General features: G+C 66.3%; 18 protein-coding genes. 10 read left to right on the forward strand and 8 right to left on the reverse strand.

Annotation, left to right across the window (positions count from 1 at the left end; genetic code table 11):
* Positions 1-45 precede the first annotated feature (45 nt).
* The 4 genes from tsaE to tsaD are packed head-to-tail and all read left to right on the forward strand — an operon-like array spanning position 46 to position 2,716.
* On the forward strand, positions 46-534 hold the full coding sequence (gene tsaE / locus HMI57_RS00475) for a tRNA (adenosine(37)-N6)-threonylcarbamoyltransferase complex ATPase subunit type 1 TsaE (protein WP_318779125.1): 489 nt from the start codon (positions 46-48) through the stop codon (positions 532-534).
* A 9-nt stretch (positions 535-543) separates the two neighbouring features.
* The gene (gene tsaB / locus HMI57_RS00480; protein ID WP_171583949.1) at positions 544-1,203 is read left to right on the forward strand and encodes a tRNA (adenosine(37)-N6)-threonylcarbamoyltransferase complex dimerization subunit type 1 TsaB; all 660 of its coding nucleotides are present in this window, start codon (positions 544-546) and stop codon (positions 1,201-1,203) included.
* Positions 1,200-1,643: a ribosomal protein S18-alanine N-acetyltransferase gene (gene rimI / locus HMI57_RS00485; RefSeq protein ID WP_171583950.1), complete on the forward strand. Its 444-nt coding sequence runs from the start codon at positions 1,200-1,202 to the stop codon at positions 1,641-1,643. The genes tsaB and rimI overlap by 4 nt, the downstream gene beginning before the upstream one ends.
* Positions 1,640-2,716, forward strand: a complete 1,077-nt coding sequence (gene tsaD / locus HMI57_RS00490; protein WP_171583951.1) for a tRNA (adenosine(37)-N6)-threonylcarbamoyltransferase complex transferase subunit TsaD — start codon at positions 1,640-1,642, stop codon at positions 2,714-2,716. The genes rimI and tsaD overlap by 4 nt, the downstream gene beginning before the upstream one ends.
* A 31-nt stretch (positions 2,717-2,747) precedes the next feature.
* Here tsaD and HMI57_RS00495 read toward each other — a convergent pair whose 3' ends face one another.
* Positions 2,748-3,887, reverse strand: a complete 1,140-nt coding sequence (locus tag HMI57_RS00495; RefSeq protein ID WP_171583952.1) for a glutamate--cysteine ligase — start codon at positions 3,885-3,887, stop codon at positions 2,748-2,750.
* 109 nt (positions 3,888-3,996) lie between these two features.
* On the opposite strand from HMI57_RS00495, the gene HMI57_RS00500 reads away from it, so the two are divergent.
* Complete coding sequence (locus tag HMI57_RS00500) at positions 3,997-5,706, forward strand: glycoside hydrolase family 3 N-terminal domain-containing protein (protein WP_346655104.1); 1,710 nt, start codon at positions 3,997-3,999, stop codon at positions 5,704-5,706.
* Positions 5,707-5,743: 37 nt separating this feature from the next.
* Positions 5,744-6,541 (forward strand): alpha/beta hydrolase, encoded by a 798-nt coding sequence (locus HMI57_RS00505; protein WP_171583953.1) that lies wholly within the window; start codon positions 5,744-5,746, stop codon positions 6,539-6,541.
* Between the two features lie 72 nt (positions 6,542-6,613).
* On the opposite strand, the gene HMI57_RS00510 is transcribed toward HMI57_RS00505, so the two are convergent.
* The 4 genes from HMI57_RS00510 to HMI57_RS00525 form a co-directional block, all read right to left on the reverse strand.
* A complete protein-coding gene (locus tag HMI57_RS00510) occupies positions 6,614-7,945 on the reverse strand; it encodes an extracellular solute-binding protein (protein WP_171583954.1) in 1,332 nt (443 codons plus the stop codon).
* Between the two features lie 80 nt (positions 7,946-8,025).
* Positions 8,026-8,961, reverse strand: a complete 936-nt coding sequence (locus HMI57_RS00515; protein WP_318779122.1) for a carbohydrate ABC transporter permease — start codon at positions 8,959-8,961, stop codon at positions 8,026-8,028.
* Positions 8,958-9,893: a sugar ABC transporter permease gene (locus tag HMI57_RS00520; RefSeq protein ID WP_171583955.1), complete on the reverse strand. Its 936-nt coding sequence runs from the start codon at positions 9,891-9,893 to the stop codon at positions 8,958-8,960. The genes HMI57_RS00515 and HMI57_RS00520 overlap by 4 nt, the downstream gene beginning before the upstream one ends.
* Positions 9,871-11,925 carry a beta-galactosidase gene (locus tag HMI57_RS00525; RefSeq protein WP_171584304.1) on the reverse strand — a complete coding sequence of 685 codons (2,055 nt, stop codon included), beginning with the start codon at positions 11,923-11,925 and terminating at the stop codon, positions 9,871-9,873. The genes HMI57_RS00520 and HMI57_RS00525 overlap by 23 nt, the downstream gene beginning before the upstream one ends.
* 250 nt (positions 11,926-12,175) lie before the next feature.
* On the opposite strand from HMI57_RS00525, the gene HMI57_RS00530 reads away from it, so the two are divergent.
* Positions 12,176-13,192 (forward strand): LacI family DNA-binding transcriptional regulator, encoded by a 1,017-nt coding sequence (locus HMI57_RS00530; RefSeq protein WP_171583956.1) that lies wholly within the window; start codon positions 12,176-12,178, stop codon positions 13,190-13,192.
* A 21-nt stretch (positions 13,193-13,213) separates the two neighbouring features.
* On the opposite strand, the gene HMI57_RS00535 is transcribed toward HMI57_RS00530, so the two are convergent.
* The 3 genes from HMI57_RS00535 to HMI57_RS00545 all read right to left on the reverse strand — a co-directional run bounded on the left by HMI57_RS00535 (position 13,214) and on the right by HMI57_RS00545 (position 16,733).
* Entirely contained in the window at positions 13,214-13,651 is a 438-nt protein-coding gene (locus HMI57_RS00535) for a hypothetical protein (RefSeq protein WP_171583957.1), read from the reverse strand.
* Positions 13,652-13,852: 201 nt separating this feature from the next.
* A complete protein-coding gene (locus HMI57_RS00540) occupies positions 13,853-15,106 on the reverse strand; it encodes a methyltransferase domain-containing protein (protein ID WP_171583958.1) in 1,254 nt (417 codons plus the stop codon).
* Position 15,107: 1 nt separating this feature from the next.
* Complete coding sequence (locus tag HMI57_RS00545; RefSeq protein ID WP_171583959.1) at positions 15,108-16,733, reverse strand: peptide chain release factor 3; 1,626 nt, start codon at positions 16,731-16,733, stop codon at positions 15,108-15,110.
* A 152-nt stretch (positions 16,734-16,885) separates the two neighbouring features.
* Between HMI57_RS00545 and HMI57_RS00550 the strand changes: the two genes are divergently transcribed.
* From HMI57_RS00550 to groL, 3 genes are all read left to right on the forward strand, one after another.
* Complete coding sequence (locus tag HMI57_RS00550; RefSeq protein ID WP_171583960.1) at positions 16,886-17,035, forward strand: hypothetical protein; 150 nt, start codon at positions 16,886-16,888, stop codon at positions 17,033-17,035.
* 141 nt (positions 17,036-17,176) lie between these two features.
* Entirely contained in the window at positions 17,177-17,473 is a 297-nt protein-coding gene (groES, locus tag HMI57_RS00555; protein ID WP_019481570.1) for a co-chaperone GroES, read from the forward strand.
* 135 nt (positions 17,474-17,608) lie between these two features.
* The gene (groL, locus tag HMI57_RS00560) at positions 17,609-19,222 is read left to right on the forward strand and encodes a chaperonin GroEL (protein WP_171583961.1); all 1,614 of its coding nucleotides are present in this window, start codon (positions 17,609-17,611) and stop codon (positions 19,220-19,222) included.
* The last annotated feature ends 52 nt before the right edge of the window (positions 19,223-19,274 follow it).

The raw sequence follows: 19,274 nt of genomic DNA on the forward strand, positions 1-19,274 counted from the left end.
GGCGTCGACGGGCAGCAGTGGACCCGCACCCTCACCGTCCACTCGGTGGCCGAACTGCAGCGCTTCGCGGCCGGTCTCGGCGGTGACCTCGCCGCAGGTGACCTGCTGATCCTGACCGGCGGGCTGGGCGCAGGCAAGACCACCTTCACCCAGGGGCTCGGGCGGGGGCTGGGGGTCCGCCCCGGCATCATCTCGCCGACCTTCGTGCTGGTCCGGGTACACCCTCCGCTCTCCGGCGGACCGGCCCTGGTGCACGTCGACGCCTACCGGCTGGAATCAGCCGCCGACATTGACGACCTCGACCTGGAATCGACGATGGACTCCAGCGTCACCGTCGTGGAATGGGGCGCCGGGAGGGTGGAGCACCTGGCCGCCAACCGCCTGGAGATCCGCCTGGAGCGGCCGGTGGGCTCGCAGCCAGTCCCCTCGTCGTCGCCGGAGACCGACGACGACGACGAACCCCGCGAGGTGCTCATCACCGCCTTCGGTCAGCGCTGGGCGAATACGCGGCCCGCCGTCGGCCTGCTCGATTAGGCTGGCAGGATGCTGATCTTGTCCCTCGATACCTCCGCCGCGGCGAGCGCCGCCCTGGTGCGGGACGGCGTCGTGACCGGGAATTTTGCCACCGAGGACACCCGCAGCCACGCGGAAGTCCTGGCCCCCGCCGTCGCCGGCCTGTTGGCCCGGGAAGGGATCGCCGGAACAGCCCTGGACGCGATTGTCGTGGGGGTCGGCCCCGGCCCCTTCACCGGACTGCGGGCAGGGCTGGCCACCGCCCGGACCCTCGCCTACGTCTGGGAGGTGCCCCTCCACGGTGTGATGAGCCTCGACTCGATCGCCGAGGACGCCGCAGCACACCTCGGGTCCGGTGAGTTCCTCGTCGCCACCGACGCCCGCCGGAAGGAGGTCTACTGGGCTCGCTACCGCGCCGACGGCGGCCTCCCGGACCTGCTGGCCGGCCCCGAAGTGGGAGCGCCGTCGTCGCTGCCGTCCCTCCCCGCCTACGGGAAGGGCGCCGGGCTTTACCCCGAGGAGCTCGCCGGGGTGGACGGGTTCACCGACGTCCACCCGTCTGCGGCCGCCCTGGGCCGCTCGGCCTACCGCCGGCTCACTGCCGGGCTTGACCTCCTCGACACCTCGCCGCTGTACCTCAGGGAGTCCGACGCGCGGGTCCCCGGCCCACGGAAGAGAGCCACCGCATGACCTTTTCACTGCGCGACCTGCTACTGGAGGATGTGCCGGCCGTCGCCCAGCTGGAACTGGAGCTGTTCCCCGTGGACGCTTGGCCGCTGGAAATGTTCCTCGACGAGGTTTCCCAGACCCACACCCGCCGCTACCTCGTGGCCGAGGTTGACGGCCGCATGGTCGGCTACGCCGGAGTGATGGTCGTGGCGACAACTGCAGACATCCAGACAATTGGTGTGCTCCCCGAGTGCGAGGGCCGGGGCATCGGCAGCGCCATGCTGACCGAACTGCTCGCCGAGGCGCGCCGGCGGGGCGCCGCCGAGGTCCTGCTGGAGGTGCGGGCCGACAACCCGCGCGCCCAGGACCTGTACCTGCGCAACGGGTTTGAGCATATCCACACCCGCCGGAAGTACTATCGAGACGGCGTCGACGCCTGGGTAATGAGGCTGATCCTGTGAACCGTGACAATCCGCTGGTCCTGGGGATCGAGTCCTCCTGCGACGAGACTGGTGTCGGAATCGTCCGCGGCACGCAGCTGCTCGCCAACACTGTGTCCTCCTCGATGGACGAGCACGTCAGGTTCGGGGGAGTGATCCCTGAGATCGCCTCCCGGGCGCACCTCGACGCCTTCGTGCCCACCCTGCGGCAGGCGCTCGCCGAGGCTTCAGTCACCCTCGCGGACGTCGACGCGATTGCCGTGACCTCCGGTCCGGGGCTGTCCGGTGCGCTGATGGTGGGCGTCTCCGCTGCCAAGGCGCTGGCCCTGGCCACCGGGAAGCCCCTCTATGCGGTCAACCACCTGGTTGCGCACGTGGGGGTGGGGGTGCTGGACGCGGCCTTCCCGGAGGGACTGCCACCGAACCTCGGCGCGCTGCTGGTGTCGGGTGGCCACACGGAAATTCTGCGGGTCAACAGCCTTACCTCCGACGTCGAGCTGCTGGGCTGTACCATCGATGACGCCGCAGGGGAGGCGTACGACAAGGTGGCGCGCATCCTCGGTCTCGGTTACCCGGGCGGTCCGGCGATCGACCGCCTCGCGGCCGAGGGAGATCCCAAGGCGATCCGCTTCCCCCGCGGCCTCACCCAACCCAAGTACCTGGGCACGGCGGAGCAGCCCGGCCCACACCGGTATGACTTCTCGTTCAGCGGACTGAAGACCGCCGTCGCCCGCTGCGTCGAGCAGTACGAGGCTGACGGTGTTAAGCCCCCCGTTGCCGATATCGCGGCCTCCTTCCAGGAGGCGGTGGTGGACGTGATCACCTCCAAGGCGGTGCTGGCATGCCGCGAGCACGGGATCACCAGCCTGCTGCTCGGGGGTGGGGTGGCCGCCAACTCACGGCTGAGGACCCTGACCGGTCAGCGGTGCGCCGCAGCCGGGATCACGCTCACCGTTCCGCCGCTGTCCCTCTGCACCGACAACGGCGCCATGGTGGCCGCCCTGGGTGCGCAGATAGTGATGGACGGTGGGGAGCCTACCGGGATCGGGTTCGCCACCGACTCTTCCCTCCCGGTGACCAGCGTCTACGCCTGACCGGATTTCTGACCGGGCGGGGTGGGGAGAGCTACTCGCGGAGCTGCGCCACCATATCGAGGACGACGGCGCTCAGGTCGCCGTCGTGCTCGGCGGCAATCCGGCGCTGCCGCTGATAGCCGGCGCCGCGGGTGAGGATTTTCTCCACGTCACCGAGCTCCTCGACGCAGCCCAGCTTCTTCGCCACCGGCTGCAGCCGGTCCAGCACCTCGACCAGGTGATCCGTGACGAGCTGCTCGTTGCCTTGCGCATCGAGGATGATGATGGCTTCCATCCCATAGCGGGCGGCACGCCACTTGTTTTCCTGCACGTGCCACGGCGGCATGGTGGGAATGGTCCCGCCGTTGTCGAGGGTGGTGGAGAATTCGTCGACGAGGCACTGGGTCAGCGCCGCGATCGCCCCCACATCCTGGAGGGTCGACAGGCCGTCGCACACCCGCATCTCGATGGTCCCCAGGTTGGCGACGGGGCGGATATCCCAGCGGATCTCGTTCACGGCATCGATCACACCGGTGGTGAACATGTCCTGCACGTAGGACTCGTACTCCGCCCAGGAGGGGAACTGGAAGGGAAGCCCGGCGGTGGGCAACTGCTGGAACATCAGGGAGCGCTGCGAGGCGTAGCCCGTGTCGTCGCCACCCCAGAACGGCGACGACGCCGACAGCGCCTGAAAATGCGGCACATAGTTGACGAGCCCGTCGAGCACCGGCATGGCCTTGTCCCGGCGGTCCAGTCCCACGTGGACATGCACGCCGTAGATGACCATCTGCTGGCCCCACCACTGGGTGCGGTCGATGAGTTTGAAGTAGCGTTCCTTGTCGGTGACCGGCTGCGACCTGGGCACGCTGAACGGGTGCGACCCGGCCGAGAACAGTTCCACGCCCATCGGGTCGGTCACCTCTCGGACCGCGGCCAGTGAGCGGGACAGGTCCGCCTTGGCATCGGCGACCGTGTGGCAGATCCCGGTGACCAGCTCCACCGTGTTCAGGAGCAACTCCTGCTTGATGTGCGGGTGCTCCTCATCCTCCTGGAGTTCCGGATGGTTGGCCGCCACACCCCTCAACACCTGGTTGGCCACCGACACCAGATCACCTTTGTAGCGGTCCACCAGGGCCAGCTCCCATTCCACTCCGAGGGTGGACTGTGCTGACTGCGCGAATTCGATCTTCATCTAGGTGGCTCCTGACCGGTACCGGACTGTAAGGGGAAATGTGCCTCGGTAGCGCGGCATCCGCGGAAGAGAACTGTCCCAATATTAGTGCAGGAGTAGCATCGATAGGGTGAAAAGCGCAGCCCACCGGGCGAACACTGGGGATCGGTCACACCGTCGGGGCTCACGCCAGGCGGGATTGGCGGTCCTGACCGTCCTGTTCCTGTCGGCGTGCACCCCCGGTGGGGGCAGCCCCATTGCCCCCTCCGCGACAGCGCCGACGTCGTCGGGCCCGTCAGCTTCCGCAACCGTTACCCCCGGGTCCACCGCGACCGCCGGTACCCGGCTGCCCTGGGGTCCCAGTACCAAGAATTACGACGACGCCGCCGCGGCAGTCGCTGGCATGACCACCGAGGAGCTGGCCGGCCAGGTGATGGTCGGCTTCTATGCTGGCACCGACCCCGCAGGACAGGAGCAGGCGATCCGCGACCTTCACCTCGCGGGCAGCATTGTGATGGGCGACAACGTGCCGCTCACCGCCGACGGCGCGGTCGACCCGGTGGCCATGACCGCAGTGACCCGCGGTTTCACCGAGGCGGTGGCCGCGGATGGCAGGACCTGGCCAGCTGTGGTGTCGGTTGACCAGGAAGGCGGTCAGGTTGCACGGCTGGGTTCCCCGCTCACGTCCTGGCCCACCCCGATGACCTACGGCGCGGCAAATGACCCAGCCCTGCTGGAAACCTCAATGGCCGCAATGAACTCGGAGCTGGCCGGTCTCGGCTTCACCATGAACCACGCCCCGTCAGTGGATGTCACCACCGGCCCCGACGACCCCACCATCGGGGCGCGGGCCTACTCGGATGACCCGGAGCTGGTGGGCGAGCTGGGTCCCGCGGCCGTGACCGGGATGCTCGCAGCGGGAGTCCTGCCCAGCGTCAAGCATTTCCCCGGGCACGGCTCGGTCCCCGCCGACTCGCACCTGGAGCTGCCGGTGCAGACCGCTTCGCTGGCGCAGCTCGAGGACCGCGACTGGGCACCGTTCAGGGCTGCAGCCGACGCCGGGGTGCCGGTGATGATGATGGGCCACATCGCGGTGGAAGCCCTCGACCCCGGGGTGCCGTCCTCCGTGTCGGCCCCGAACTATGATGCGCTGCGCGATCTGGGCTTCGACGGGGTGGTGGTCACCGACGCCCTTAACATGGCAGCGGTGGAGCAGCTCTACCCGGGTGGCGAGGCCGCAGCACAGGCCCTGGCGGCCGGCGCCGACCTGCTCCTGATGCCCACGGACGCCTATGCGGCCCACGCGGGGATTGTTGCAGCGATCCAGGATGGAACCCTCCCCGGCGAACGGCTGACCGAAGCCGCCACCCGGGTGGTCACCCTGATGATGTGGCAGGCCGAACTGGCCGCCGATGCCGAGACAGCCGCGCCCGGGGACCATGGACCGGCCAGCGAAAACGCATCCGCTGCTGGCATCACCGTCCTCAGCGGAGCGTGTGAGGGGGATCTGCTGAACGGGACGGCGTCAATCGTTGGGGGCACCGCTGCCGACGTCGAACGCTTCACCGCGGCAGCTGCCGAGCGCGGGGTCACCGTAGGAGCCGGCGGTACCTCAGTCGCCCTCGTGGGGGCGGATGGTGCGGGCGCCACGGCGGACATTGCCGTGGGACTGGATGCGCCGTGGGCCCTGGATACGGTGGACGCTCCAGTGGAGATCGCCGCGTATGGAAACTCGCCAGGCGCCTTCGCCGCGGTACTGGATGTGCTCACTGGCGCGGCATCCGCTCCCGGGCGACTGCCTGTAGCAACGATGGGGTACGACGCCGGAACGGGCTGCTGAGCCGCTCGCCGGAAACCGGCGAGCGTACCCTTGGATCATGCCAACCGATGCGCCGCCACCCGCGCGGAGAACGAAGCGGCGGCGACTCCGGCGGGTACTGACCGTGCTCGTCCTGGTGTTCCTGGCCGTGGTAGTTGCCGCAGCGGCGGTGGTGCTCACGCCGTCGCCGGCCGAGGAGACCACTGAGGAAGCGGTCCGGGCGGACCCGGCGGTCCAGGTGCTCGATCGGGACGGGTACCTTGCCGTGCTGCCGGCCGGAACAACACCGGAGACCGGGATCATTTTCTACCCGGGCGCACGGGCCACTCCCGAGGGGTACCTGGCGTCGTGGGCCCCGATCGTCGAGGCGACGGGAGTCGCTGTCTACCTGGCCGAGATGCCGTTCGGGTTCGCCTCGCTGCGCGACGACGCCGCAGCGGGGATCGTTGCCGCCGAACCGGACGTGACCTCATGGTGGATTGGCGGTCACTCCCTGGGCGGGATTACTGCGGCACACTACTTCGACACCCACCCGGAATTTGAAGGGCTGCTGCTCTGGGCCGCGTTTCCCGACGACGAGGTGGTCCTCACCGGCGCCGCCGGCCGTGAGGTACTGGCGGTCACGGGCAGTAGGGACGGCATCGTTCCCACCCAGGTGGTCAAGGAGCGACTCGCCGACGCCGGGATCAGCGCCGACGTCGTCGAAATCGAGGGCATGGAACACAGCCAGTTCGGTGCCTACCGGTCCATCTTCGGTGATGGGGACCCGACCATTTCCGACGAGGCGGCACGCCTGGCTCTCGCTCAGGTCACGACCGATTTCCTGCAAGCCACGGGCCAACACCCTGCGGGTTAACGGCGACGAGACCTGGAGCGGGCATCGATCATGCCTCTCCAGGTCTCGTCCTTAGCGGTTAGCTGACCCGTGTCACTCGTTGACAGGGATTGACTGGGCCTTCAAGGCGTCGATGGTTTGCTGCTGTCCTTCAGCGAGCGCATCCATCAGCGTGCCGGACCCGCCGATTGCTGCACCAAAACCGTCAGAGACGTCGGTGTAGGTCTGCGTCATGGTTGGTCCCCAGGTGAAGTCGGGATCCACATTGGCCGACGCTTCAGCGAAGACATCGTAGATTTCCTGCCCACCGTAGAACTCCACTCCACCGGCAAAGGCGTCGAGATCGGCTGCCGACTTCGCTGCCGGGTACAGCCCGCCGAGTTCGTTGGCCAGCGCGAGGGCCTCAGGGTCAGTGTTGAGCCACAGGGCGAACTGTGCGGCCTCGGCGGGGTGCTCAGAGCCCTTCAGCACTGCGGTGGAGGATCCACCCCAGTTACCGGCCTCCTGGGAGTCAGCTTCCCACTGGGGCATTGGAGCGACAGCCCACTGGCCGGCGGTGTCGGGTGCGCCGTCGGAGAGTGTTGTGGCCCCCCACACTGCAGAGACCCAGGTCCACTGCTGGCCCTCATTGAAGGACGCGTTCCACTCATCGGAGAAGGACGGCAGGGTGGAGACCAGGTCCTCGGACAGCAGGTCCTGCCAGTAGGTGGCGACCTCTTCGGACTCGGGGCCGGTCAGGTTGACGTCCCAGCTCTCGCCGTCGTTGGCGAACCACTGGCCACCGTTCTGCCAGACCATTCCCGCGAACCAGTTGACGTCGGTCTTGGGGAAGTTGGTGATGTAGGCGCCCTCGGCCTTGATCTGCTCGGCGGCGGCAGCGTACTCCTCCCAGGTGGTGGGGACCTCGATGCCTGCTTCCTCGAAGAGGTCGGCGCGGTAGTACATCGCCATGGGGCCGCTGTCCTGCGGGATGGCATAGACGGAGCCTTCTTCGCCGAAGGTCACCTGGCCCCACGTCCAGTCAACAAACTGGTCCGCTGACCCTGCGACGTCCCCGCACTCAGCGATGTTCTCCAGGCCGTCCTGGACACGGAAGTTGGGCAGTGCGTCGTATTCGATCTGGCCCAGGTCGGGGGCGTTGCCCGCCTGGATCTGGTTGAAGAAGTTCTGGTACGTGCCGGAGTTGCCGTTGGGGCCGGTCTGGACAGTGACCTGTATATCCGGGTTCTCCTCGTTCCACAGCTCGACGACCTGGTCCATTCCCGGAACCCAGGTGGTGAAGGTGAGCTCGACCGGGCCGTCGGAGGCCTCGCAGGCTGCTGCCTCGGCTCCGGCGTCGGTACTGTCCCCGCCGGCTGAACAGCCGGTGAGAGCCAGCGCAGAGATGGCAAAGGCCGCGGTGACTTTTCCGTAATGCGCGCGCATTGTCTTTCCTATCGGTGGTAGTGCAGTGCGGAAGCGGACGCTCCCGCACCAGTAGTGCTGGTCATATGAATCTGTGGGTGTTACTTCACGCCGCCCGCGCCGAGTCCGCTGCTCCAGAAACGCTGGAGCGCGAGGAACGCGATAATCAGCGGCACGATTGAGACGAGCGCTCCAACGATCACCAGGATGCGGAGTTCGGGGATCTGGCTGATCTGGCTGTTCCAGGCGTACAGGCCCAGGGTCACGGGGAAGAGTGCCTGATCGCGAAGCATGATGAGTGGCAGGAAGAAGTTGTTCCAGATCGCGACGAACTGGAACAGGAAGATCGTCACCAGTGCCGGTGCCATCAGGCGGGTCGACACGGTGAAGAAGGTACGGATCTCTCCCGAACCGTCGAGCCTCGCGGCTTCGAGCAGTTCGCCGGGGACGCTGGCCGCCGCGTAGATCCGCGCCAGGTAGACCCCGAACGGGCTCACCAGGCTGGGCAGAAACACCGCCCACATGGTGTTGGTCAGGTTAGCCTGGCTGAAGATCAGGAACAGTGGCAGGGCCAGGGCGGTGGCGGGGACGAGGACACCGCTGAGCACGATGTTGAAGATCGCTTCGCGCCCCTTGAACTCGTACTTGGCGAGGGCATACCCGCACATGGCGGCAACGATCGTGCCGATCAGTGCACCGACACCGGCGTAGATCGCCGAGTTGATGAGCCATCGCCCGAAGAGCCCGTCCCCGTAGGTGAACAGCCGCGCCAGGTTGTCGAAGAACGTCCCGAAGGAGTTGGCGGTGAACCACAGGGGAACGGTCGAGGTGATCTCGCTGCCCGTTTTCGTCGACGTCGTGAGCAGCCACCAGATGGGTGTCAGGAAGTACAGGGTGAAGACACCCATGACCAGCATTGCGGCGCTGCGGGACATGATGCTCTGGCGTGGCCCGCGCCCGTGGTCCACGGCCCCGTCCGGTTCGGTGGGGCCTGCTCCGCGTGGGCGCCGGGGGGCGGTGGTGGAGGAAGACATCACTGGGTAACCTTCCGCTGGGTCGACTTCAGGAAGACGAAGGAGAGGATGAACGTGGCGAGTGCCAGGACCACCGAGAACGCCGCCGCGAGGTTATAGTTCGGGACCGAAGCGGTGGTGTAGACGGCGAGGTTGGGGGTGAAGGTGCTGTTGATCGCCGAGCTGAAGCTGCGGAGGGTCTGCGGTTCGGCGAGCAACTGCAGGGTGCCGATGATTGAGAAGACGGCGGTGAGGATGATGGCCGGGACCACGAGGGGAATCTTGATGCGCCAGGCGATCTGGACGTTGTTTGCGCCGTCGAGCCGGGCTGCCTCATAGATTTCTGTCGGGATGGCAAGAAGTGAGGCGTAGATGATGAGCATGTTGTACCCGACATAGACCCAGGTGACGATATTGGCGATCGCCCACAGAACGAGTTCGGCCGAGAGGAAGTCCACGTTCGACGTCACAGCGCCGAAGGGGGACAGCGACGGTGAGTACAGGAACCCCCACATGATCGCGGCGATGACCCCGGGCACGGCGTAGGGTGCGAAGAACGCCAGCCGGAAGAACTTCTTCCCCTTCAGCAGTGGCGAATCCAGGAGCAGCGCAAACAGGAGGGCGAGACCGAGCATGATCGGCACCTGGACCGCGCCGAAAAGCAGGACCCGGCCCACTGAGGTCCAGAATGCGCTGTCCTGGAAAACCTGCTCGTACTGCACCAGGCCGCCGAAGACCTGGCGGGGGGCGCCGAACGTCCCCTCACGCTCGACGGTGAGCAGTGACTGCACGATCGCGTAGACGATCGGGATGGCGTAAAAGGCGAGGAAGAGGACCGCGAACGGCGCGATGAACAGGGCCACGGCGCGGCGCTGCGCTCCGGCCGAACGGTTCTTCCTCGCGACCGGGGGCGCCTTCGGAGCGTCGGCCGTGCTAGGGACTGTCATTGCCTGCATCCTTTCGGCCCGGGGTGGAGCCGTCGGTGTCGGGGATTTCTGGGGTGGTGCGAATGACGCGGACCGCACCGGCGGGAACGACGACGACGCCGTTCACCGGCTCAGCGGTGAGAAGTTCGACGCCGCTGACCCGGTGCTTGCGGTCCTCGGCGGAGTGATTGATCAAGAAGAGGTACTCGTGGCCGTCCCCGCGGCGGGTGACCGCTTCGAGGCCCGCCTGCGCGTCGGGGAGAAGGATGCCGGCTCCCACCGCGGCGCGGAGCAGCAGGTCCTTCAGGACACCCGGGTCCAGCACTGTCGCGGCGTACCAGGCAACGCCTGCGCCGAACTGGTTGCGGGTCACCGCGGGCGTTCCCGCATGGGCTCCGGTCGCGTAGCTCAGATGTGCTTCCGCAGTGGTGAGGCGTAGCGCCTCCGACCACAGTGCGGCGGGGGAGCCGTTGTCCAGCGTGAGCGGGTGCGCCGGGTCGAGGGGAAAGAACTCTTCAGTGCGGATCCCTAGCAGGTCCCTGAAGGCGCCCGGGTAGCCGCCAGGGCGGACCCGCTCGTTCTCGTCGACGATCCCGCTGAAGAAGGTGACGACGGCGGATCCGCCGCCGTCGACGTAGTCGCTGATGACCGCCGCGTGCTCGTCGCGCACCAGGTACAGGTTGGGCACCACTACCAGCTGGTAGCCGGCGAGATCAGCGCCGGGGGCCACCACGTCGACAGTGAGTCCGGCCTCCCACAGCGCCTGGTAGACAGAGTGGACCTGATCCAGGTAATTGATGTCACCGGACGGGTGCGACTCCTGGTCGTGGGCCCACCATGCCTCCCAGCTGAAGATGATCGCGACCCCGGCGCGCACCGTGGTGCCCGCGACTTCGCGCAGCTTCCGGAGGGAAGCGCCGAGCTCGACGACGTTGCGCCAGGTCTGTGAGTCGGTGCCGGCGTGCGGCAGCATCGCCGAGTGGAACTTCTCGCTGCCCTGGAGCGACGCGCGCCATTGGAAAAAGCAGAGTCCGTCGGCGCCGCGGGCGAGGTGGGCGAGGGAATTACGCAGCATCTCCCCGGGTACTTTGGCAATGTTCCGCGGCTGCCAGTTCACCGCGCCCGTGGAATGCTCCATCAGTAGCCATGGTTTCCCCTGGGCGAGCCCCCGCGTGGTGTCGGCGGCGAAAGCCAGTTCGGCCAGCGGCGCATCGAGCCGGTGGTCGAGGTAGTGGTCGTTGGCAATGACGTCCATCTCGGGGGCCCAGGCCCAATAATCCTGAGTGCGGATGTGAGCGGTGACCATGAAGTTGGTGGTGACAGGGATTGAGCTGTGGCTCCGGATCATGGCGGCCTCGGCCCGGTAGTACTCGAGCAGGCTATCGGAGCTGAACCGGTGGAAATCGAGCACCTGGGTGGGGTTGTGGGCCGAGATGGTGGCCCGTGGGGGGAGGATCTGGGACCAGTCGGAGTACCGCTGGCTCCAGAAGGAAGTCCCCCAGGCCTGGTTGAGCGCCGCCACGGTGGTGTAGCGGTCCTGCAGCCAGAGGCGGAAGGCAGCCGCGGAGGCGTCGCAGTAGCACAGGGCATTGTGGCAGCCGAGTTCATTCGACACGTGCCAGAGTCTGACCGCCGGGTGGTCCCCATACCGCCGTGCCACCTGTTCCACGAGTCGCAGGGCGCGCTCGCGGAACACCGGCGAGCTGGGGCACCAGGCCTGACGCCCGCCTGGCCATCGGCGGGTGCCGTCAGCCATCTGCGGGAGGATCTCCGGGTGCAGCGTGGTCAACCAGGGCGGTGGGGAGGATGTGCCGGTGCCCAGGTTCACCGAGATGCCGTTGGCGTACAGGAGGTTGATGACCTCGTCGAGGCGGTCCACCTCGAAGCTCCCCTCGGAGGGTTCTAGCTCCGCCCAGCCGAAGATGTTGATGGCGACGAAGTTGACGCCCGCTTCTTTCATCAGCCGAACGTCCTCGACCCACACGGACGGGTCCCACTGCTCCGGATTGTAGTCACAGCCGAAGACCAGGTCTCCGGTGCCGGAGAGGTCAGTGACGGTCATCGTGCTCGGTTTCAACCCGGCTCCTCGTAGTCGTGCATGGATGTTCATGCCGAGGGCGACCGGGGTGCTGGTGATGCGTTCTGTGAACGCTCCCAGACCCGTGCTGAAAGCTCGCCTTCGAGATTATCTGTGAACGTTCCCAGAGTAAGGCACGTCACATTTGGTTGTCAACGAAAGCTGAAGCGCCGCTGCAGCCGGGCCCCGGCTCGACGAGCCTCAGGCCAGCGGATCGCTCGGCTAAAGTACAGGTATGGAGTCAACTCGCACGCGCATCAGGAGGGCAACCATCAATGATGTTGCCTCGGCGGCGGGGCTGTCCCGTGGAACGGTGTCCCGGGTGGTCAACGGGGAACGCTATGTGTCCGAGGATGCGAAGCTTGCCGTGGAGGAAGCAATCCTGAAGGTGGGCTACGTCAGGAACTCGGTGGCCCGGAACCTGGTCCGGCAGCAGTCGGGCGCCATCGGGTTGATTATCCATGAACCCCATTCGCTCCTGTTCGAGGACCCAAATATCGGGTCAATCCTGCTGGGCGCGAACGCGGTGCTCTCGGCCGCCGACTACCAGTTGGTCACCCTGATTATCGATTCCGCGCGTGATAGCCGACGGGTTGCGGACTACCTCCAGGGCGGTTTGGTGGACGGCGCGGTGATCGTGTCGGCCAGGGAATCCGATCCGATTGCCTTGGCTGTCAAGAACCTGGGAGTGCCAGCGGCGTTTGTGGGCCACCCGCCGGGCATCCCGGATATCCCCTATGTGGCGATCGACAACGCGGCCGCAGCGGAGGCCATCACGTCCCACCTTCTCGGGACCGGCCGAACCCGGGTGGGGATGATCGCGTGCGCGCTGGACCGGGACTCCGGCCAGGACCGCCTGGCGGGGTTCAAGGCGGCAATGGGGGAGCTGTTTGACCCGGAGCTGGTGGTGGAATACCCGCTCTACACCTACGGGTTCGGGCTGGAGGGGATGCAGGAACTGTTGCGTCGCCGCCCTGACCTGGACGGCGTGTTTGCTGCTTCGGACGCCGTGGCAGCGGGGGCGATGACTGCCCTGCAGGAAACCGGTCGCCAGGTGCCGGGGGACGTGGGAATCGTCGGTTTTGACGACAGCAGTTGGGCCTTGCGGTGTCGGCCTCAGCTCTCCACGGTCAGGCAGCCCGCCGACCTCCTGGGGGAGCGCGCGGCGGAGCTGGTACTGGCCCAGATCCGTGGCCTGCCCAGCCCGGCAGAAGTGCTCGAAACGTCAGTGATGTGGCGGGGCTCGGCCTAGCTAACCGGGCATGGCCGGGCATTACCTCCGCAATCGCCGCCGGGCCTGACTGATCGCCACCGTGCACTCACGGATTTCGCAGGCACAGTAGAACATGTCGTCCGGGTACCGGTGCCGTACCCAGCGCAGCAGACGGTCGGTCAAACTGATCTGTGTGCGCGCGTCCGCCGGATCCCGCATCAGCCACCTGTCGTTGAGGAAGTCCGGCAGGCAGAACACCAGATCGTGGGCAGTGAACAGCCGGCGGAACGCGCCGTACGGGTGGAACTCACGCTCCGCCGCGAGCAGGGTCCCAGCTGCGGTACCCAGCACCGCGTCAGCGTCGACTGACTCCAGATAGCAGGACAGGTGCACCATCACCCGGTAATATCGGGCGCCGACGGAGGGGCTCCGGCCAGCACCGACATCCTGAAGGAAAGATCGCAGGATGACATCAACATGAGGAATGTCCGTTTCCATGCCCAACTGTCCCATCCGGTACCGACAGTTAAAGGCCACAACGATGGGCGGACTGCAGGTGTCCGGTTTGCGATCCTGCCGACTCGGTGAGCAAGCTGGACAAGAAGGGTCAACATGGGCATTGGTGAGGAAGATGTTGGACACGGATGTCCAGGTTGCCCACCAATATGACGAAGGCGGCGGCGCAGGGCTTCGGGTGGCCTACCCGGCGACGGGTTCGACCACCATGGCCACCCTGTCCTCGCCGATCCGGGTCAGCACCAGGGTGGCCTTCTTCTTGCCACCAGCTTTTGCTGACTTGCCGGATCCTGCCAGGAGCTGCTTGCGCAACTCCTCAGGGGTCACCGAGGTTCCACGTTTCTTGATGTCGAGAATACTGATGCCCTGCTCCCGCACCCAGGTCTTGAGGGCGCGGACGTTGTACGGCATCACGTCGATCACCCTGTAGGCACGGGCGAACGGCGTGTCTTGCAGGGTCGGGGCGCAGATGTAGGCGATCCGCTGATCCAACAGGTGGCCGCCCAGCTGCCTGGCGACGTCGGCCACCAGGCCCGCGCGGATCACGGCGCCGTCCGGTTCGTAGAGGTAGCCCTCGGGAGCGCCGAGGGGTGGCCGGCCGTCGTCGTCGAAATCGGATCCGCTGGTGAGCTCGGCGGCTCCATGCGCGCTGATCACGAGCGCCGACCGGCGGACGTGCGGCCGCTTCAGGGAGTTGAACCAGAGCGCCACCTCGGTGACGTCCCCGTCCACCGACACCCACTGCGCCTCACAGCCCGCAGGCACCGCGGTGTGCGGGATGCCCGGGCCCAGCTTGACCCCGACGGCGGTGCCGCTGTCGGCCAGCCGTTCCACGAACGAGAGGGGAGGGGAGAAGGCCTCCGGGTCGAACAATCGTTTGGTGCCCGAGGTACTGGTGGTCCGGCGGGCAGGGTCCAGCCACACGCCGTCGTACCCGGAGAGGTCGAATGACTCGGCGTCGCCACCCACCACCGTGGCATTCGGCCAGGGCATCAGGTTCATGGTGGCAGCGGCGGCGGTGGTCTCATCGATCTCGACTGCTGTCACCTGCCGGTCCAGGCTGGCGAGGGCCATCGCGTCGGCGCCGATCCCGCACCCCAGATCGGCCACGCGTTCCAGTCCGGCAGTGACGTAGCGTTCGGCGTGACGGGCGGCCACCCCGAGGCGGGTTGCCTGTTCCAGTCCCGCAGCGGTGAAGAGCATGCGGGCAGCAAAAGGACCGAATTTCGCCTCCCCCTTGGCACGGAGCCTCGACTGGGTGAGGGCGGCCGAGATGACCTCCGGATCGTGCCCGTCCCGGCGCAGGGAGGTGCTGAGGCGCAGGGTGTCGGCGTCATCGTAGGGGGCCAGTGAGTTCAGCAACTCCCACCCCTCAGGGGTCAGGAGCGGCGCGATTGGATCCGGGGAAGCGGCCGCGGCGTCGGCGTCAGCGGCCATCTCAGTAGCCCCGGGCGTCCCCGGCGTCAGTGCCGATCACTGACAGGGAAATCTCCGGCGAGTTCTTCTCTACCCGGCGGAGTGCCCAGACGTCGTTGAAGAGGGCCAGGTATTCGCCGTCGGACCGGATCAGCACTTCGGTGCCGCGGATGGCGCTGAGCGCGGCCTGGGCGTCGTGGGTGGTGAGCCTGGCCAGCGAATACTGCAGCGGTTCCATCCGCATGGGCGCGCTGAAGTCGTGTTCCATCCGGTCCGCGACCACTTCGAACTGCATCGGTCCGACCGCGGCCAGCACTGGCGCCTGGTCTCCCCGGAGATCAGAGCGGAGTACCTGGATGATTCCCTCGTGGCCGAGCTGTTCGATCCCGCGCCGGAACTGTTTGAAACGGCTGGGGTCCTTGGACCGGGCCACCCGGAAGTGCTCGGGGCTGAACAGGGGGATCGGTGGGTACTCGACCGGCTCCTCGACGTAGAGGCTATCGCCCATCCGCAGGGCGGAGGCGTTGACCAGCCCGACGACGTCGCCCGGCCAGGCCTCGTCGATCACCTCGCGTTCGCGGCCGAACAGCTGCTGCGCGTACTTGGTGGCGAAAGTTTTCCCCGAGTTGGCGTGGGTGACCACCATGCCGCGTTCGAAGACGCCGGAGCAGACCCTGATGAAGGCCACATGATCGCGGTGGGCGCGGTTCATGCCAGCCTGCACCTTGAAGACGAAGCCCGAGAAGGGTGCGTCCACAGGGCGGGGATTGCCGTCAATGTCCTTGCGGGGTGAGGCGGCGGGCGCCAGGTCAACCAGGGTGTCGAGGATGTGTTGTACGCCGAAGTTCAGGACCGCTGACGAGAACAGCACCGGCGTCCCGGTTCCGGCGTGGAAGCTCTCCTTATCGAAGGGCTGATTCGACTCGATCACCAGCGACGCCTCGTCGAGGGCGTCGGTCCAGGCGTCGCCCTCCTGGGCAAGCGCCTCGTCAGGGGTGAGGTGCTCCTCCGTGGCGAGGGAGGCGCCAGCGTTTTTCCTGGTGAAGCGGACGAACTCGTCGCGTTTCAGGTCCCAGACACCGCGGAAGTCGCCGGCAATGCCGACGGCCCAGGTGAGGGGCATGGGGATCAGTCCGGTGCGCTCGGTGATCTCGTCCATCAGGGCCAGGGTGTCGAGCCCGGGCCGGTCCCACTTGTTGATCACTGTGATGATGGGGATGTTCCGTTGACGACAGACTTCGAACAGCTTCATGGTCTGGGTTTCGAGGCCCTTGGCGGCGTCGATCAGCATGACCGCGCAGTCCACTGCCGCGAGCACCCGGTAGGTGTCTTCGGAGAAGTCGGAGTGGCCGGGGGTGTCCAGCAGGTTGATGACGGTGTCCCGGTAGGAGAACTGCAGGGCAGTGGAGCTGATCGAGATGCCGCGGTCCTTTTCCATCTGCATCCAGTCGGAGACGGTCTCCCGACGGTTCTCCTTGCCATTGGTGGCACCGGCCGTCCCGATCACCCGGGCATGCAGCGCCAGGGCCTCGGTCAGGGTCGACTTGCCGGCGTCGGGGTGCGAGATTACCGCGAAGGTCCGACGGCGGGAAGCCTCCTGGACAATGCCGCTGTTGCTCCGGGCGGTGGCCTGTACCTGCTGGGTCACGAAACTGCTTTCGAAAGAGAGTGGGATGGCCAGTAAAGGGCCAGTTGCCCAGTCTACTGGGCGGAGTCTAACGGCGTCGAAGGCAGACGCTAGGCTCCAGCCGTGGAGGACCGCGAGACGCACCAGCGCCGATCCTGCCGGAGGTCGAGGCGGTGTTCCCCGTGATCCTCGCCGCCGCCGTCGGGATCTCCGCGGGAGTGGGCAGGGCATCGATCATCAGCAAGGTGAATCCGTGCACCATCCGGACCGGAATGGGGCTGCGCTCGCAGCGCAATCTGGCACTCGCCTTGACCGAGTGCTAACCAATGCATAAAGTCAGACTTGGCACTCTCACCATGAGGGTGCTAACTCCTTCAGGGAAGCGTGAGCCGGCACCGCGACGACGGTCAGCGCCATCCGAAGGCCTTAATTCCATTTGTCACCCAAGCGAAGGAGAGGTCCGCGTGCCGGTCTCTATTAAGCCTCTTGAGGATCGTATTGTTGTCCGCCCACTGGAAGCCGAGCAGACCACTGCCTCGGGTCTGGTCATCCCGGATACTGCCAAGGAAAAGCCCCAGGAGGGCGAAGTTGTTGCAGTAGGCCCAGGTCGCGTTGACGATAACGGAAACCGCGTCCCCGTCGATGTAGCCGAAGGCGACATTGTCATCTACTCCAAGTACGGCGGAACCGAAGTCAAGCACGCCGGCGCAGAGTACCTCGTACTCTCGGCTCGCGACGTACTGGCGATCGTCGTTAAGTAGTTTTCCCTCGAGTGGACCCCGGCCGTAAAGGCCGGGGTTCTCTCGTCAGTGCGTCATGACGCACACAGCAGCACCAGGATTTGCACACGCACAATCTGCCCACGCAGATGTGCACAATGGAAGAGGAAACACATCATGGCAAAGCAGTTGCTGTTTGACGACGCTGCACGCCGCGCGCTGGAAGCGGGAGTCAACAAGTTGGCTGACACCGTCAAGGTGACGCTCGGCCCCCGCGGCCGCAACGTCGTACTGGACAAGAAGTGGGGAGCCCCCACCATCACCAACGACGGCGTGACCATTGCCCGCGAAATCGAACTGGACGACCCGTTCGAGAACCTTGGCGCTCAGTTCGCCAAGGAAGTGGCCACCAAGACCAACGACATTGCCGGTGACGGCACCACTACTGCGACAGTTCTGGCGCAGGCACTGGTCAGCGAAGGCCTGCGCAACGTCGCAGCCGGCGCGGCCCCCTCGCAGCTCAAGCGTGGCATTGAGGTCTCCATCGAGGCCGTCGCAGCCCGCCTGCTCGAGAACGCCCGCGAAGTTGTCGGTCAGCAGACCGCCAGCGTTGCCTCCATCTCTGCCCAGTCCACCGAGGTCGGCGAGCTCATCGCTGAAGCCTTCGAGAAGGTCGGCAAGGATGGCGTCATCACCATCGAGGAATCCTCAAGCACCCAGACCGAACTGGTCCTCACCGAGGGCATGCAGTTCGACAAGGGTTTCCTTAGCCCGTACTTCATCACCGACGCAGAGCGTCAGGAAGCAGTGCTCGAAGACGCACTCATCCTGATCAACTCCGGCAAGATCTCCTCGCTGCAGGAATTCCTGCCGCTGCTGGAGAAGGCGCTGCAGGCCGGTAAGCCCCTGTTCATCATCGCCGAGGACATTGACGGCGAAGCGCTGTCCACCCTCGTGGTGAACAAGATCCGCGGCACCCTGAATGTTGTCGCCGTCAAGGCGCCAGGCTTCGGCGACCGCCGCAAGGCCATGCTGCAGGACATCGCCACGCTGACCGGTGCGCAGGTCGTTTCGCCTGACCTCGGCCTCAAGCTGGATCAGGTGGGCCTCGAGGTGCTCGGTTCGGCTCGCCGGATCACCGTCACCAAGGACACCACCACCATCGTCGACGGCATCGGCACCGAGTCCGACGTCGCTGACCGAGTTGCCCAGATCCGCGCTGAGGTTGAGCGCACCGATTCTGACTGGGACCGTGAGAAGCTGCAGGAACGCTTGGCCAAGCTGGCCGGCGGCATCGGAGTCATCAAGGTTGGCGCAGCCACCGAGGTTGAGCTCAAGGAAAAGAAGCACCGCATCGAGGACGCCGTGTCAGCCACACGGGCGGCTCTCGACGAGGGCATCGTCGCCGGTGGCGGCGCTGCCCTGATCCACGCGTCAAAGGCGCTCGACACCGATTCAGCCGTCCTCGCCCTTGAGGGCGATGCGGCGACCGCGATCAACCTGGTGCGCCGTGCCCTGGCACAGCCGCTGCGCTGGATTGCCGAGAACGCTGGCCACGAAGGCTACGTCGTGGTGCACCGTGTCGAGGAACTCGAGCCAGGTCACGGTTTCAACGCCGTCACCGGCGACTACGAGAACCTTGTCGACGCCGGCATCATCGACCCCGTCAAGGTCACCCGTTCGGCACTCCGGAACGCGGCGTCTATCGCGGCCCTGATTCTCACCACCGAAACACTGGTGGTCGAGAAGCCTGAGAACGACGACGAAGACGGCCACGGCCACAGCCACTAGCGGCACCGACCTCGCGTCCCCCGGACGCAGGGCCACTCAGTAACGACGACAC

Origin of the sequence: Arthrobacter sp. 260 (assembly GCF_013116745.1) — a bacterium.
Taxonomy (GTDB): Bacteria; Actinomycetota; Actinomycetes; order Actinomycetales; family Micrococcaceae; genus Arthrobacter_D.